A 14150-nucleotide genomic window follows, 5' to 3' on the forward strand; every position below is an offset into this window, starting at 1 on the left:
CTCGGAAGGCTTCACCCGGTGCCAGGGGCATCGGCCCCGGGTGAGGATTGACGGCCCGCGCCCGGCCCTGGACAAGCCGGACGCGGGCCGGAACGCGCAGGTGGAGGGATCCTGCTGGTCTCCTCCCGCGCAGGCGCCGACTCCAGGTTGTGGCGGGCCGGAGCGACGCCGATGCGCTGATGCGCTGTTGTGCCGGTGCGCTGTTGTGCCGGTGCGCTGATGTGCCGATGCGCCGATCCGGTGGTCGAGCGGGCGGCGACGCCGTCGGGGGTGGTCTAGCCGTTCCGCTTTGCCCGGGTGGGCGGTTCGGTGAAGCAGCAGTCCCCGCAGAGTCCGGCATTCGGGCCGATTCGGTAGTAGAGGCAGCAGCTGCTCCGCCGGAAGGCCGTACCGCGCGGGCCGACGCGCAGCGCGCCGGCCCCGGCCAGCGGCGGGCGGCCCAGCAGCTCGGCGACCAACGCCCGTGCGGTGTGGGGCGCGTGGGCGTCCAGCACCCGCAGCGTGCCGGCCAGGGCGGAGGCGGCGTTGCCGAGCAGCAGGCGCGGGGAGAGTGGGGCGGCGGCGCGGACGGCCGCCGCCAGTGGATCCAACTGGCGCAGCAGCACGGCCTCGTGGAGCTGCTCCACGAGAGAAGCGGGGCGGGGGGCGATGCCGGCGCCGGCGCCGGGGTGGAGGCCGGTCGTGGGCGGGACCGGCTCCGGTGGCGCCCACAGGTCGATCGGGCCCTGGTCCGGGATGCGCACCCAGGCGCGTTCCAGCGTCGGCACCACCCCCAGCAGGACGGCTGAGCCGAGGCCCACGGACCAGAAGCGGGCTGCCAGCCCCAGGTGCAGGATCGAGGCGGCCACCCGGAGTTCGGTGGTGCCGAGCCGCTGCGCCACCACCCGCAGTCGCGCGGCCAGGGGCGCGTCCGGCCCAGTGTCGAAGAGCTCGGGCAGCGGCCGGAAGCCGGCGGGCGGGGCTGCCTCCGGGGAGGTGTCCAGCGCGAAGTACGGGCCGATCGCGGTGAGTCGGCCGTAGTCGGGCGGGTGCGGACCGGGTGCGGAGAGCGGGTCGGGCGCAGGCTCCGGCCGGTCGGGCGCGGGGTTCAACGGCCCTCCCCGGTGAGGCCGTTGGACCCCGCGCCTGGCTCGGACGGCCCCGGTGCGGTCGGGCGGTCGGGCGACATCGGGCCTCCAGGGTTGTCCGGGTGTACGGGTCGGCGGCGGCGCGCGGCCCGCCCGGCGACCCCGGAAAACCCTGGTCAGGCGGACGTCAGCCGCGCACGGTGAAGTCGCCACCGGTGGTGCGGATGAACGGTACCGCGCCCTGGCAGTCCGCCACCGGCTGCCCCAGCGCGCCCCAGACCCAGCCGATCCGGTCCCCGTGCCGACCGTCGTCCTCCACCGAGAGGGAGACCTTCTGTCCGGTCATCTCCAGGCCGGGGAACCAGGACGCCTCGCCCTTGGTGATCACGCCGGTGGCGATCGCCTCCCGGCCGCCGACGCCCAGGCAGGTGACGTCGCCCTCGAAGTCGGCGACCAGCCGGCCGTCGGTGTGGACGTGCCGGACGTGGAAGTGGCCGTGGGTGCCACCCGGGTCGAGGTTGCCGGTGGCCCGGGCGTCCAGCGTGATCCGGACCGGGTCGCCCGCGAAGTCCCGGAACGCGGAGGTGAGGACGGTGTCACCGCTGCCGTGCACGCTCACCGCCCCGCTCCGCTCCGCCGCCGCGGCCGGTTCCCCCGGGGTGGTCGGCGCCGAGGTGGCGAGTGCGGTGGCGAGCGCCGCGGCGGGAGGAGTCGCGGGGGCAGGGGCGGGTGCGGCCATGGCGGGTGCGGTCGTCGCGGCGAGCAGGAGCAGGGAGGCTGCGATGGTGGCGAGCCGGCGGTTCATGGCGGGTTCGTCCTCCTTCGGGGGCGGTGGTTCCGACGGCAATGAGTCTGCTGCCGGCCGCCCGCGCGGACCTCCCGCTGGGGCGGGGAGTTCACGGCAGTCGGTTCCCCCCGGAGGAGGAGGGCCGCCTCCCCCGGGAGAGCCGCCCGCCGGGCCCGCAGACCGGCCGGGCGGGACGAGCGCCGGCTCAGCGGCCCCGGCCGCCGCCGCGAGCGCCTCGGGGGCGCGTCAGGGTGAAGCGGTCGACGGGGACGAGGTCGCCGTACGGTCCGCTGACCGAGTAGTAGGTCACGTCGATGGTGGTCTGCCCGCCGCGCTCGCCCGGGTTGACGTCGAAGGACGCGAAGCCGTACGGGTGGTCGGCGTCGCGGAACGCCGACCAGGGGGCGTCCTCGATCACGTACACCGGCGGGCGCTTGCCGGTGGCCGGGTCGACGGCGCCGACGCCGGTGATGACCCGGGCCTTCGGCGGGTCGAAGAAGAGCTGGTTGGACGGGGCGGAAGTGCCGCCGCCGCCGATCACCAGGTGGACGGTGCCCTTGGTGGTGTCGACGGTCCGGGTTCCGGTGGCGACCGGGATCGGGGTGCGGGTGTCGGTCTGCTGCTGGCCGCGGATCGGGTGCGAGCGCTCGTAGTGGTGCTCGTGGCCGCAGACCACCAGGTCCACGCCGTACCTGTCGAACATCGGGACCCAGGCTTCGCGGACGCCGAGGTCGGCGCCGTTGAACTTGTCGGCCGTGGAGATCACCACCTGGTGCATGCAGACCACGATCCAGTCGATCCCCGGATCCGCGTTCGCCGCCGCCAACTCCCGCTCCAGCCAGCGCTGCTGGGCACCGCCGGAGTACCCGCGGACGTAGGAGTTGCCGCCGTCCTGCAGGGCCACGTCGTCGTTGTTGAGGCTGATGACGCGTACCGAGCCGGCGGTGAACGAGTACCAGAGGCCGTGCAGTTCGTCGTCCGAGCCGGAGCCCGGCAGGTCGAAGTAGGCCTGGTAGGCGCCGTAGCCGATCGGGCCGTTGCCCTTCTCGTTCTCGTGGTTGCCGGCCGCGGGCATCCACGGGCGGTGGCGGGCCGAGCGGGTGTTGTTCTCGAACCAGTCGGACCAGGTGCGGACCCGGTCGGTGGCGATGTTGGCGTAGCAGAGGTCGCCGTTGAGCAGGTGGAACAGCGGGGCGATCCGTTCGACCCCGGCGGTGGTGTCGCCGGCGGCGGGGCTGCCGAGGTTGTCGTTGACGTACCCGTTGGCCGTCTTCCTGCCGAGGGTGGGGGTGCCCTGGTCGCCGAAGCTGGTGAAGGTGAAGGCGGCGCGGCCGCACGGCGCGGTGCGGACGGTGCCCAGCTCGGGGGTGGTGCCGTCGTGGACGGCGGCGTAGACGTAGTCCGTGTCGGGGTGCAGGCCGGTCAGCCGGGCGTGGTGCACCTGGACCTCGGTGCCGGAGGCTGCGTCCCGGTAGGTGCGGGTCGCGGCCTGGGCGCTCCGGCCGAAACCACCGTTCGAAGTCCCGTACACCACCCGCGGGTTGGCGACGGACCGGGTGGTGTGCCAGGAGACGACCACCTCGCGCGAGGCGTCCGAGCCGAACTGGAGGTGCAGGCCGGCCACCCGTGGGGCGCCGGAGCGTCCGGGCCGCTGCCACAGCAGCGGGGAGGGCGGGGCAGCGGCGGCGGGGGTGTCCGCGAGTCCGGAGAGGGACACGGCACTGCCGAGGCCGAGACCGGAGGCGCCGGCCAGGAGTCCGCGCCGGCTGACAGGGGATCGTCCACTGGAAGCGTTCATGGCGGTCAGCTCACCGTACGGAGGTGAACCGCGCCGGGGTCCCGGCGTGAACTCTCCGGTCGGCCGGACTCCTCCGCCGGGCGGCGCGTGGGGTCGGCGCGTGGCGACTGCCCGGTGTGACGAGCGTCGGACGCCGAGTGCCCGCTGGGCCGGGCTCCTCAGGAACCTGCCGCACTGAGAGGCGCCGCCGCGCGCCATTCCGGAGGGCCGGCGGACCGGCGCACAGCGCGTCCACGGAGTCGAGGGGATGCTCCGTGGACGCGCGGAACCTGCGAGGCGGGGGTGGCCTCCGGACTTTCGTCCTCCGGGCCGGTAGTTCGATCGTCGACCGAGGTAGAGAATCAGCGGCAGACCCTGATCCGTCTCGATCTGTCGCCACTGCCTCCTGCGGTCGAACTTCCTTCAGCTACCTCGCAGGTCCATTTCCCATGATGCGCCTCCCACGCCGCGTGCACCAGGGGTGAACGGTGCGAAATCCGGACAATTTTCGCGGGTCGGGGTCGGGGTCGGGTGACCGGGTCAGGGCCGCGGCCAGCCGTCCACGAAGTCCAGCGTGCGGTGGTAGGGCCCCTCGGGTCCGGTGCTGCGGTAGTCCTCGGTGCTGCTGCCGGTCCGGACGGTGCGGTCGCCGTCGTGGCGCCGGGCGGTGGGACGCAGGGTGTGGTCGACGGTAGCGCTGCGGGTGACGTGGCCGCCGGTCGCCGCGGTGGCCTCGCGGTGGTAGCCGAGGTCCATGGCGGTGCTCTGGTCGGTGTTGCCGGCCGCGTCGTGGCTCACCTTGTAGGTGACGTCGAGCGGTTCGCCTTCGTGGACGATGACGGTGCGGTGCGGTCCGCCGCCCCAGGTGGCGGTGGTGCGGGTGAGGTCGGCGCCGTTGTGCAGGGCCACGTCGTTGCCGCTGTCGCGCAGTTGCTGGGCGGAGCGGAAGGTGAGGTCGTCGCGGACCTCGGTGGTGATCCGGCCGTGGGAGGTCTGCACCCAGCCGCGGGCGAGGTCGTGCCGGGCGGCGGTGACCGTCCAGTCCCCGCTGCCGCCGCCGTGGTCGGCGAGTTGCGTGGCCACGGCGGCCTCGGGAGCGACCTGGTGCTCGGTGAGCTGTCCGTTGGTGCGGGCGGCGCCGTGGTCGGTCTCGGCGAAGAGGTTGACCTGGCCGGTCCAGCCGTCGTTGCTCTGCGCCTCGGTAGCGTTCACCGTGACGCCGACGGTGTGCGGGCGGCCGTCGAGCAGCAGACCGACGTACGGGGTGAGGTCGAGCCGGTAGGCGGGCAGGTCGAAGGCGAAGATGCCGGGGACGGGCCGCCAGAGCAGCGGATCCCAGCCGCCGGTGTAGATCACCGGGTACGGCCAGACCGCCCCGGCGACCCGGCCGTCGACGGTGAGCCGCAGTTCGCGGAACGGGCCTTTGCCGCAGGCGCCGAGGCCGGGGTTGGCCGCGACGAAGGCGTCCGGCGCGGAGGCGTAGGCGAACTCCTCGCAGGCTCCGCCGCCCCGGGTGTAGACCTCGGCGGTGAGGCGTTCGAGGTTCTGCGGGAAGGTGAGTTCGCGCCCGGCGGTGGAGGCGGCCTGGGTGAGCGCGAACGGCCCGGTGGTGAGCAGCCGGTCGGCGGTGCGGGCGGCCGGCCAGCGGTCGTTCGCGGTGTAGAAGGTCAGGCTCGTGCTGATCGTGAAGACGCCGGTGTAGGTGGCGTCGGTGACGTTGGCGAGGTCGAAGGAGAACTCCTGCGGGCCGGCCGTGAACAGCGGGGCGTACCGGGTGACGTCGTGCTCGACGCTCCACGCGATGCCGTCCTTGGACGGCTCCGGAGTGGAGGACAGCAGCACCTGGACGCCGCCGACGCGGACGCTGAACATCCGGTCGAACTGCCGCCCGGCGACCTGGCCGTGCACGTCCATGACCACCGCGGACCACGGCCCCGCGCAGTCGGCGGGCGGGGTGAGGGTGGCGGCGTACGGGGTGTCGGGCGGGTTGCCGTACCCGTTGCGGAACTCGCGCTCGTGCATCACCTCGACGGTGCAGGAGCGGGTGTCCGGCCGGGTGAGGGGCCTGGTGGCGGTGACCGGGTCGTGGTAGTCGGTGCCGAAGTCGGCGTGGGCGGGGCCGGCGGCGGTGAGGGTGCCGGCGAGGGAGAGGACGGCGGCGCCGAACAATCCGGCGGCGCGGCGGAGGAGCGGGCGCAGGGCCAAGGCGGATCCCGGGGTCGGGCGGCCCGTAGCGTCGCCGTGGGCCGGAGGGATGATCCGGCATCCTTCCGGCGGTGGCATGCCAGCGTCAAGGGTGGCGGTCGAGGCCCTGCTACCGCCGTTCGGCGGGCCGTTCGGCGGGCCGTTCGCCGGGCCGTTCGCCGGGCGCCGTGTCCTGCTCCGTGTCGTGCCCCTCGTGCTCCTCGTCGTGCGCTTCGAGGGCCGCCGCCTCCTGCCGGATCAGGTCGCGCAGAGCGGCCAGCCGGGGCCGCCGGTCGTCCAGCCGCCACTGCATCTCCAGTGGCAGGGTGGCCCGCCCCTCCAGCCGGACGGTGGCCACGTCCTCGGTGAGGTGGCCGGTCATCGAGCCGGGCACGAGGGAGAAGGCCCGGTTGCGGGCGAGCAGGTAGAGCCGCGAGCCGACGATCCGCGGCGGGCTGACCAGGACCGGCGGGTCGACCCCGCGGTCCCCGCAGAGGCCGAGGACGTGGTCGTAGTAGCGGGGGTGCTGTTCGCGCGGCCACAGCAGCAGGGGCAGGTCGCGCAGTTCGGTCAGGCGCAGGGCGGCGCGGCCGGACAGCGGGTGGTCCCGGCCGATCGCGACCAGGACCGGCTCGTCGGCGATCCGCTCCAGCCGGTAGCCGTCCACCTCGTCCAGGAAGCGGCCGAGGCCGATGTCGGCCAGTTCGGCGGCCAGGGTGGCGGACACCTGGCCGGTGTCCACGGCCTGTTCGACGGTGTCGAGCGCGGGCAGCTCCTGCTCGGCCCGGCTGACCACGGCGGGCAGCAGCCGGTTCACCACGCTCGGCGAGGCGACGATCCGGGCCGTGCCCAGGCGGGTCTCCTCGTGCAGCCGGACCCGGGCCAGCAGTGCCTCGGCCTGGCCGAGCAGCCGCGCGCTCTCGGCGGCCATCACCTCGCCCGCGGCGGTCAGGGCGACGGAACGGCGGCTGCGGTCGAACAGCTCGACGCCTACGGTCCGCTCCAGTCGGGCGACCTCCTGGCTGACCGTCGGCTGGGAGATGTGCAGCCGTTCGGCGGCCCGTCCGAAGTGCAGCGTCCCGGCCACCGTCAGGAAGACCTCCAGCTGACGCAAGGTGAAACCCATGGCCGCCAGGGTAGAGGAGGGGCGGACGAACCAATAGGTGATGGTCTATCAGTAACCCCAGTACTCATTCTGGATCCCGATGCGAGCCGTCCATACGCTGAGATCCGCGTTGCCCCACCGCAGTGGCATCTCACAGAGAGTTCGCAACATGACCGAACTTCCGCCCAGCACCCCCGGCGGCTCCAGCACCCACGGCGCCGCCGCTGCCCCCACTGCCTCCGTCGCCCCCGCCGCCCCCGCCATCCGCGTCGCCGAAGAGGTCGCGCGGGCCCTCGCCGTCGGCCGGCCCGTGGTCGCCCTGGAATCCACCATCTTCACCCACGGCCTGCCGCGCCCCCGCAACCTCGCCGTGGCGCTGGAGGCGGAGGAACGGCTGCGGGAGGCGGGCGTCGTCCCGGCGACCATCGGTGTGCACGCCGGGATTCCCACGGTCGGCCTGAGCACCGAGCAGATCACCGAACTCTCCGCCATCGACGGCCTGGACAAGGTGAGCCTGCGCGACCTCCCGGTGGTCGCCGCGCTCGGCCGCCACGGCGGCACCACCGTCGCCGCGACCGCCTTCCTCGCCCACCGCGCCGGCATCCGGGTCTTCTCCACCGGCGGCCTCGGCGGCGTGCACTTCGGCGCCTCCGAGAGCTTCGACGAGTCGGCCGACATGACCACCCTGGCCGCCACCCCGGTCACCGTGATCAGCGCCGGCGTGAAGTCGATCCTCGACATCCGGGCCACCCTGGAGCGCTTCGAGACCTACAACATCCCGGTCATCGGCTACCGCACCCGCAAGTACCCCGGCTTCTACGTCACCGACTCCGGCCACGAGATCAACTTCAGCGTCGACTCGCCCGAGGAGGCCGCCAAGGTCATCGACGCCCGCGACCGGCTCGACCTGCCGCAGGCCGTCCTGATCGCCAACCCGGTCGACCCGGCCAAGCAACTGCCGCCTGAGGAACTGGACAGCATCCTGGCCCGCGCCTGGGCCGAGGCCGCGCGCCAGGGCATCACCGGCAACGCCTCGACGCCGTTCCTGCTGGACCACATCCAGCGCGACACCGGCGGCCGCAGCCTGGAGGTCAACGTCGAGGTCTACCGGGGCAACGTCCGCCTCGGCGGCGAGATCGCCATCGCCCTGGCCGGGGCGGCCGGGCCGGCGGCGTCGGCCGGCTCGACCGGGCCGGCGCCCTCGGCTGGGCCGACCAGGTCGGCTGGGGCGTCCGCCTCGGCTGCCGAGACCGGGGCCTGAGCCGTGCTGGGGGTGCTCGGCGACCTCGTCGAGGACATCGTGGTCTGGGTCGACGGACCGCTGCGGCACGGCACCGACACCGGCGCCCGGGTCTTCCGACGGCGCGGCGGCAGTGCGGCCAACGTCGCCCGCTTCGCCGCCGGGCAGTACCCGGCCCGCTTCCTCGGCTGCGTCGGCGAGGACGCGGCCGGAGACGGCGTGGTCGCCGAACTGGGCGGTCACGGCGTCGACGTACGGGTCTCCCGGCGCGGCCGGACCGGCAGCATCGTGGTGCTGATCGACGAGGACGGCGAGCGGACCATGCTGCCCGACCGCGGTGCCGCCACACTGCTGGAACGCGTTCCGGACGCGTGGCTGGCCGGCCTGACCCACCTGCACGTGCCGGCCTACTCCTTCGACGGCGAGCCGGTCGGCGCCACCGCGGTGGACGCACTCGTCCGGGCCCGCCGGGCGGGCGCCACCACCTCGGTGGACGCCTCCTCCACCGGCATGCTGCAGCAGTTCGGTCGACACCGGTTCCTCACCCTGATGGCCGAGTTGACCCCGACCTTCCTGTTCGCCAACCGCTCCGAGTCAGCCTTCCTCGGCCTGCTGGTGGACGGCCTGCCCGGGCCCGAACGCGCCCGGCTGGCGGCGACCACGGTGGTCACCAAGGCTGGCGCCGAGGCCACCACCGTCGACGCGCCCGGCGAGGACCCGTTCACGGTGCCGGTGCCGCCGGTGGCGCAGGTGCGCGACCTCACCGGGGCCGGGGACGCCTTCGCGGCGGGGTTCCTGGCCGGATTCCTGGAGACCGGCGACCTGCGGCTGGCGGCCGGGCTCGGGCACCGCAGCGCGTCCCGGGTGCTGGCCTCGCCGGGGGCGTCCTGCGGCGAGGCATGACGGCCGTGCCCGGGCCGGCCGTGCCCAGGCGGCCGCCCGGGTCGGCCGCCCGGGTCGGTGCGAGTGCGTCGGTGCGAGTGCACCGACGGGAGTGCAGCGGCGGGAGTGTGGGTGTGAGTGCACCGGTGCAAACGCGTCAGCGCAGCGCGTCCTTGCGGAGGAACCGCTTCAGCCGTTGCCACGTCCAGGTGTTGACCACGTCCTCGGCGGTGAGCCAGCCGCGCTGCGCCGTGCCGATGCCGAATCGCGGGTAGGCCAGGTGGGGGGTGGCGTGGGCGTCGCTGTCGATGCTGAAGCGGACGCCGTGGCGCTTGGCCCGCAGGATGTCCTCGTCGCGCAGGTCGAGCCGCTGCGGTGAGCTGTTGACCTCGATGGCGGTGCCGGTGCGTGCGGCGGCCTCGAACACCGCGTCCAGGTCGACGTCGATCGGGCCGCGGCTGCCGATCCGTCGGGTGGTGAGGTGGCCGATGACGTGCACGTACGGGTTCTCGCAGGCGCGGATCAGGCGGCGGGTCTGGGCGGCGCGGTCGAGCGTGAAGTTCGAGTGCACGGAGGCCACGCAGACGTCGAAGCCGGCCAGGAACTCGGGCGGCCAGTCCACCCCGCCGTCCGGGTCGATGTTCAGCTCGGTGCCGTGCAGCAGGCGCAACTTCTTGTGGCGATCGGCGAGTTGGCGCAGTCGATCGCGCTGGGCGAGGATCTTCTCGTCGGTCATCCGCTGCATCACCAGGTTCGGGGCGTGGTCGGTGACGGCGAAGTAGGAGTAGCCGCGGGCGGCCGCGGTGTCGATCATCTCCTCCAGGGTGGCCAGCCCGTCGGTCAGGTCGGTGTGCGTGTGCAGGTCCCCGCGCAGGTCGGACTCCTGGACGAGATCCGGGAGTTCACCGTTCAGCGCCGCCTCGATCTCGCCCCGGTCCTCGCGCAGCGGCGGCGGGATCCACGGCAGGCCGAGCGCCGCGTACACCTCGTCCTCGGTCTGCGAGACCACCTTGGCGCCACCGTCCACCTCGAACAGCCCGTACTCGGAGAGCTTCAGGCCGGCCCGGACCGCCCGCGTGCGCAGCTTGATGTTGTGCGCCTTCGATCCGGTGAAGTAGACCAGTGCCGCGCCCCAGTCCTCCTCCGGCACGACCCGAAGGTCCACCTGGATACCCCGGGTGGTGCGCACCGAGGTCTTGGTCGATCCGCTGGCGATCACGTCGGCCACGTACGGGAGTTCGGTGAGCGCGGCCATCAGGGGGGCGGAGTCCTCGGCGGTCGCGAGCACGTCGATGTCGCCCACCGTCTCGCGCATCCGGCGCAGCGAACCCGCGTACGCGCAGCGGGTGCAGCCGGGGACGGCGGAGAGCGCGGCGACCAACTGCTCGGCCAGCTCGGTCGCGGCGTCCAGCAGCGTGCGGCCGCCGGACTGCCGCATCAGCTCGATGCCGTGCAGGATCTTCTCGCCGCTGCGTTCGCCGAAGCCCGCCACACCGGACAGCTTCTCGGCGCGGACCGCCTCGGCGAGCTCCTCCACGGAGGCGATGCCGAGGTCGCGGTAGAGGGCGAGGGCGCGCTTGGGACCGACGCTGGGGACCGCCATGATCTCCCGGACACCCGCCGGGATCTTGGCGCGCAGGGCGTCCAAGGCGGTGATCTTCCCGGTGGAGACGTACTCCGCGATCTTCTCGGCGGTGGACTTGCCGACACCGGGGATCTGCTGCAGGCCCTTGACGTCCAGGCCGGCCAGGTCCTCGGGGTGGCCGCCGACCGCGCGGGCGGACTTCTCGTAGGCGCGGGCCCGGAAGGCGTCCCCGCCGGTGATGCTGATCAGATCGGCGTACTCCTGGAGCAGCTCACTGACTTGGTCGTTGAGCCTGGGCATGGGGCAAGTCTAGGTTCGGCGGGGCGGGTTCGCCGGGCGGGAGCGGGGCCGCGGTCCGTCGGGGGCGCGGCCGCGGCCCGCGGGGGCGTGGCCGCGTTCCGCCGGAGGTTCGCCACCGTCTCCTCGGGGCGTCGTCAGTCGTAGGCGATGGTCAGCAGCAGGACCACGGTCAGTCCGCCGCCGGGGGTGGGCTCGACCGCGAGCCGACCGCCCGCCGCCAGCACCAGGCTGTGCAGGGCCGGCCCGACCGGGCCGTCGGCCCGCACGCCCGCGAGCAACCCCGCACGCGCCTCGGGCAGCTCGGAGCCGCCCCGGTCGGCGATCCGGATCTCCACCCGGCCGCCGCTCCGCCCGCCGTACCGGCCGCTGTCCCGCCCGCCGTTCCGACCGCCGAGCCGTGCGAAGTCCAGTCCCGCCGCCGCGCTCCGTCCGGGCGGCCGCCGCGTGGGCGCGCCACCCGCCACCTCGGCGTGCACCAGCACCCGGCCGCCCAGCGGGCTGCGCCGGATCGCGTGATCGACCAGCCCGGCGACGGCCGCCTCCAGCCGTCGGGCATCCCCGGCCACCACCGGCAAGCCGGGCGCCACCAGGACCGTGACCGCCCCCGCGCGACCACCGCCGCGCACCACCCGGCGGACCACGTCGGCCACCTGGACGTGCCGGGCCATCGGCTCACACCCGGCCTGCCGACCGGTCCAGCGCAGCCGCTCCAGCTCCGTGCGGGTGAGCACCCTCGGGGCTGCCATGGTGCCGGACTGGAGCGGCCCGAGGCCGTCCTCGGACCCGACGGCTACCAGCCCGCCCGCGCGCCCGGACCCGCTCCGGCGGCCGGCGCCGCTCACGGCGCCGATCGCGCCCAGCGCCCGGGCTCCCGACGCGACGTAGCCCCAGAGCCTCCCGCGTGCCATCGTCCTGCCCCTCGTGCCTCACCGGCGGCCGTCATGGGTGCGCGGCCGACCGCGGCCGACCGTTTCCCGGGCCCTCCTGACAGCCTGCGCCTCGGCCGCCCGGGTGACAATCCCGCTCCGGGGCACGAACCGCTCCCGGGCCCCCATCGAGCGGCCGGCCGGGCACCCCCCGATCGGCGGGGCCGGACGTGGTGAACCGCAAAGATCTCTTCGCAAAAAAGGCTTTGCAAAGGTTTTTTTGCAGTCCTATGCTCCTGCCATGACCGACGACGACGGCGGCTGGAAGCACAGCGACGACCCGCACATCGCCCTCACCGCCAAGGGCATGCGGGCGATGGCGCACCCCGTGCGCATGCAGCTGATCGGGCTGCTGCGCAAACACGGCCCGTCCACGGCGACGAGGCTCGCCGAGCGGCTGGGTCTCAACTCCGGAGCCACCAGCTACCACCTGCGCCAGCTCGCCGCCGCGGGCTTCGTCGAGGAGGACAGTGAGCGCGGCAACGCCCGCGAGCGCTGGTGGCGCTCGGCCCACCGGGCCACCGTCTGGACGGGCGACGACCTGGCCGACGAGGAACTGGAGACGGCCACCGGCTTCCTGCGGTCCGTGCTGGCCGCGCACACCCTCACGGCGCAGCGCGCACTGGACGCCTTCGAGACCACACCGAGGGAATGGCGCAAGGCGACGGACCTCAGCGACACGCTGCTCCAGCTCACACCCGCCGAGGCCGAGCGGCTGGCCGGCGAACTGGCCGCCGTGGTCGGGCGCTACCGCCGGGTGGACCCGGAGGGAGGGGCTCCGGCGGGGACCGAGCAGGTCTCCGTGGTCCTCCACGTGCTGCCGGACCTGCAGAACATCGACGCCGAAGGGGGGCCCGCATGACCACCGCCGCCGGGGATCCGCCGATACGCAGCTTCCGGCCGCTGGCCGGGGTGCTCGCCGCGACGGTCGTCTCCGTCACCGGGACACGGGTCTCGGCCATCGCCCTGCCCTGGTTCGTCCTGGCCACGACGGGCAGCGCCACCATGACGGGCCTGGTCGCCTTCGCCGAGATGGCACCCTACGTGCTGGTCAAGGCGTTGACCGGGCCGGTGGTCGACCGGCTCGGGCCACGCGTGGTGTCGTGGACGACGGACGCGGTCAGCGCCGCTGCGGCCGGGCTGGTCCCGCTGCTGCACTCCCAGGGGCTGCTGCCGTTCTGGGTCCTGCTGGTGATGGTCGCGGTGATCGGCTCGATGCGAGGCCCGGGAGACCTCGCCAAGTCGGTCATGGTCCCGGAGGCGGCCGACCGGGCCCGGGTGCCCATGGAGCGCGCCACCGGCCTGTCCGGCGTCACCGAGCGGCTGGCCTCCACCATCGGCCCGGCGGTCGGCGGCGGACTGGTCGCCCTGATGGGCCCGCTGGCCGGTCTGGCGATCAACGCGGCCACCTTCGCGCTCGGCTCGCTGATCATCGCCCTGGCGCTGCCGCGCGGCATGGGACGCCCGCCGGCACCTGCGACACCGGTAGCGGGAGAGGAGGACGGGCAGGGGAAGGGGAAACGGGAGCAGCCGGTCGGCTACTGGCGGATGTTCCACGAGGGCTTCGCCTTCCTGCGGTCCGAGCCGCTGCTGCTCGCCGTCATCGTGATGGTCGGCATCACCAATCTGCTCGACGCGGGTTTCACGACCGTCCTCGTCCCGGTCTGGGCGCGGGAGTCCGGCAACGGCCCGGCCGCCATCGGCCTGACCGCCGGTGCCATGGGCGCCACGGCGGTCGTCGGCAGCCTGATCGCGGCCGCCGTCGCCTCCCGCCTGCCCCGCCGGACGGTCTTCTTCGTCGGATTCCTCCTGTGCGGTGCGCCCAGGTTCCTGGTGCTCGCCGTCGGCGCGCCCATGTGGGCGGTGCTCGCGGTGTTCGCGATCGGCGGCTTCGGCTCCGGCTTCCTCAACCCGATCCTCGGCGCGGTGCTCTTCGAGCGCGTACCCCGCCCCCTCCTCGGCCGCGTCCACGCCCTCGGCGACTCCCTCGCCTGGGCCGGGATACCCCTCGGCGGCCTCGTCGCGGGTACGTCGGTCGCCTTGGTCGGGTTGGTGCCCAGCCTGCTCGCGGCCGGCGCCGGGTACCTCGTCACCACGACCGTGGCCGGGCTCCGGCCCGAGTGGCGCGAGATGGACCGCCTTCGTGGCAGAGCGGGCGGCAACGGCTGGGCCACCGTCGAACCGGGCGAAGCGGACGCTGAAACGGCGGAGCAGGAACCGTCACCGACACGCCTGTGAGCCTGTCTCTTATACACATCTCCGAGCCCACGAGACAGGCAGAAATCTCGTATGCCGTC

11 protein-coding genes are annotated in these 14150 nt (G+C 74.0%); 4 read left to right on the plus strand and 7 right to left on the minus strand.

Annotation, left to right across the window (positions count from 1 at the left end; translation table 11 throughout):
• Window positions 1-275: 275 nt before the first annotated feature.
• The 5 genes from IF30_RS0128465 to IF30_RS0128485 all read right to left on the minus strand — a co-directional run bounded on the left by IF30_RS0128465 (window position 276) and on the right by IF30_RS0128485 (window position 6941).
• Window positions 276-1091, minus strand: coding sequence for a (2Fe-2S)-binding protein (locus IF30_RS0128465; protein ID WP_051711389.1), 816 nt, complete (start codon window positions 1089-1091; stop codon window positions 276-278).
• A gap of 163 nt (window positions 1092-1254) precedes the next feature.
• Window positions 1255-1872: a hypothetical protein gene (locus IF30_RS43990; protein ID WP_051711391.1), complete on the minus strand. Its 618-nt coding sequence runs from the start codon at window positions 1870-1872 to the stop codon at window positions 1255-1257.
• Window positions 1873-2059: 187 nt separating this feature from the next.
• Window positions 2060-3652 (minus strand): purple acid phosphatase family protein, encoded by a 1593-nt coding sequence (locus IF30_RS0128475; RefSeq protein ID WP_030243750.1) that lies wholly within the window; start codon window positions 3650-3652, stop codon window positions 2060-2062.
• Window positions 3653-4171: 519 nt separating this feature from the next.
• Window positions 4172-5836, minus strand: a complete 1665-nt coding sequence (locus IF30_RS0128480; RefSeq protein ID WP_037901479.1) for a peptide-N4-asparagine amidase — start codon at window positions 5834-5836, stop codon at window positions 4172-4174.
• Window positions 5837-5945: 109 nt separating this feature from the next.
• Window positions 5946-6941, minus strand: a complete 996-nt coding sequence (locus IF30_RS0128485; RefSeq protein WP_030243754.1) for a LysR family transcriptional regulator — start codon at window positions 6939-6941, stop codon at window positions 5946-5948.
• 148 nt (window positions 6942-7089) lie between these two features.
• Between IF30_RS0128485 and IF30_RS0128490 the strand changes: the two genes are divergently transcribed.
• Window positions 7090-8181, plus strand: a complete 1092-nt coding sequence (locus tag IF30_RS0128490; protein WP_078891788.1) for a pseudouridine-5'-phosphate glycosidase — start codon at window positions 7090-7092, stop codon at window positions 8179-8181.
• Window positions 8182-8184: 3 nt separating this feature from the next.
• Window positions 8185-9063: a carbohydrate kinase family protein gene (locus IF30_RS0128495; RefSeq protein ID WP_030243758.1), complete on the plus strand. Its 879-nt coding sequence runs from the start codon at window positions 8185-8187 to the stop codon at window positions 9061-9063.
• 136 nt (window positions 9064-9199) lie between these two features.
• Here the strand turns inward: IF30_RS0128495 and polX are convergent, their stop codons facing one another.
• Together polX and IF30_RS42095 are read right to left on the minus strand one after the other, a co-directional pair.
• Window positions 9200-10927: a DNA polymerase/3'-5' exonuclease PolX gene (polX, locus tag IF30_RS0128500; protein WP_030243760.1), complete on the minus strand. Its 1728-nt coding sequence runs from the start codon at window positions 10925-10927 to the stop codon at window positions 9200-9202.
• 134 nt (window positions 10928-11061) lie between these two features.
• Window positions 11062-11835 carry a hypothetical protein gene (locus IF30_RS42095; RefSeq protein ID WP_037901480.1) on the minus strand — a complete coding sequence of 258 codons (774 nt, stop codon included), beginning with the start codon at window positions 11833-11835 and terminating at the stop codon, window positions 11062-11064.
• A gap of 259 nt (window positions 11836-12094) precedes the next feature.
• Between IF30_RS42095 and IF30_RS0128510 the strand changes: the two genes are divergently transcribed.
• Window positions 12095-12715, plus strand: a complete 621-nt coding sequence (locus IF30_RS0128510) for an ArsR/SmtB family transcription factor (RefSeq protein ID WP_030243761.1) — start codon at window positions 12095-12097, stop codon at window positions 12713-12715.
• Complete coding sequence (locus IF30_RS0128515; protein WP_051711393.1) at window positions 12712-14091, plus strand: MFS transporter; 1380 nt, start codon at window positions 12712-12714, stop codon at window positions 14089-14091. The genes IF30_RS0128510 and IF30_RS0128515 overlap by 4 nt, the downstream gene beginning before the upstream one ends.
• The last annotated feature ends 59 nt before the right edge of the window (window positions 14092-14150 follow it).

Source organism: Streptomyces sp. NRRL S-350 (assembly GCF_000719705.1).
Taxonomy (GTDB): Bacteria; Actinomycetota; Actinomycetes; order Streptomycetales; family Streptomycetaceae; genus Kitasatospora.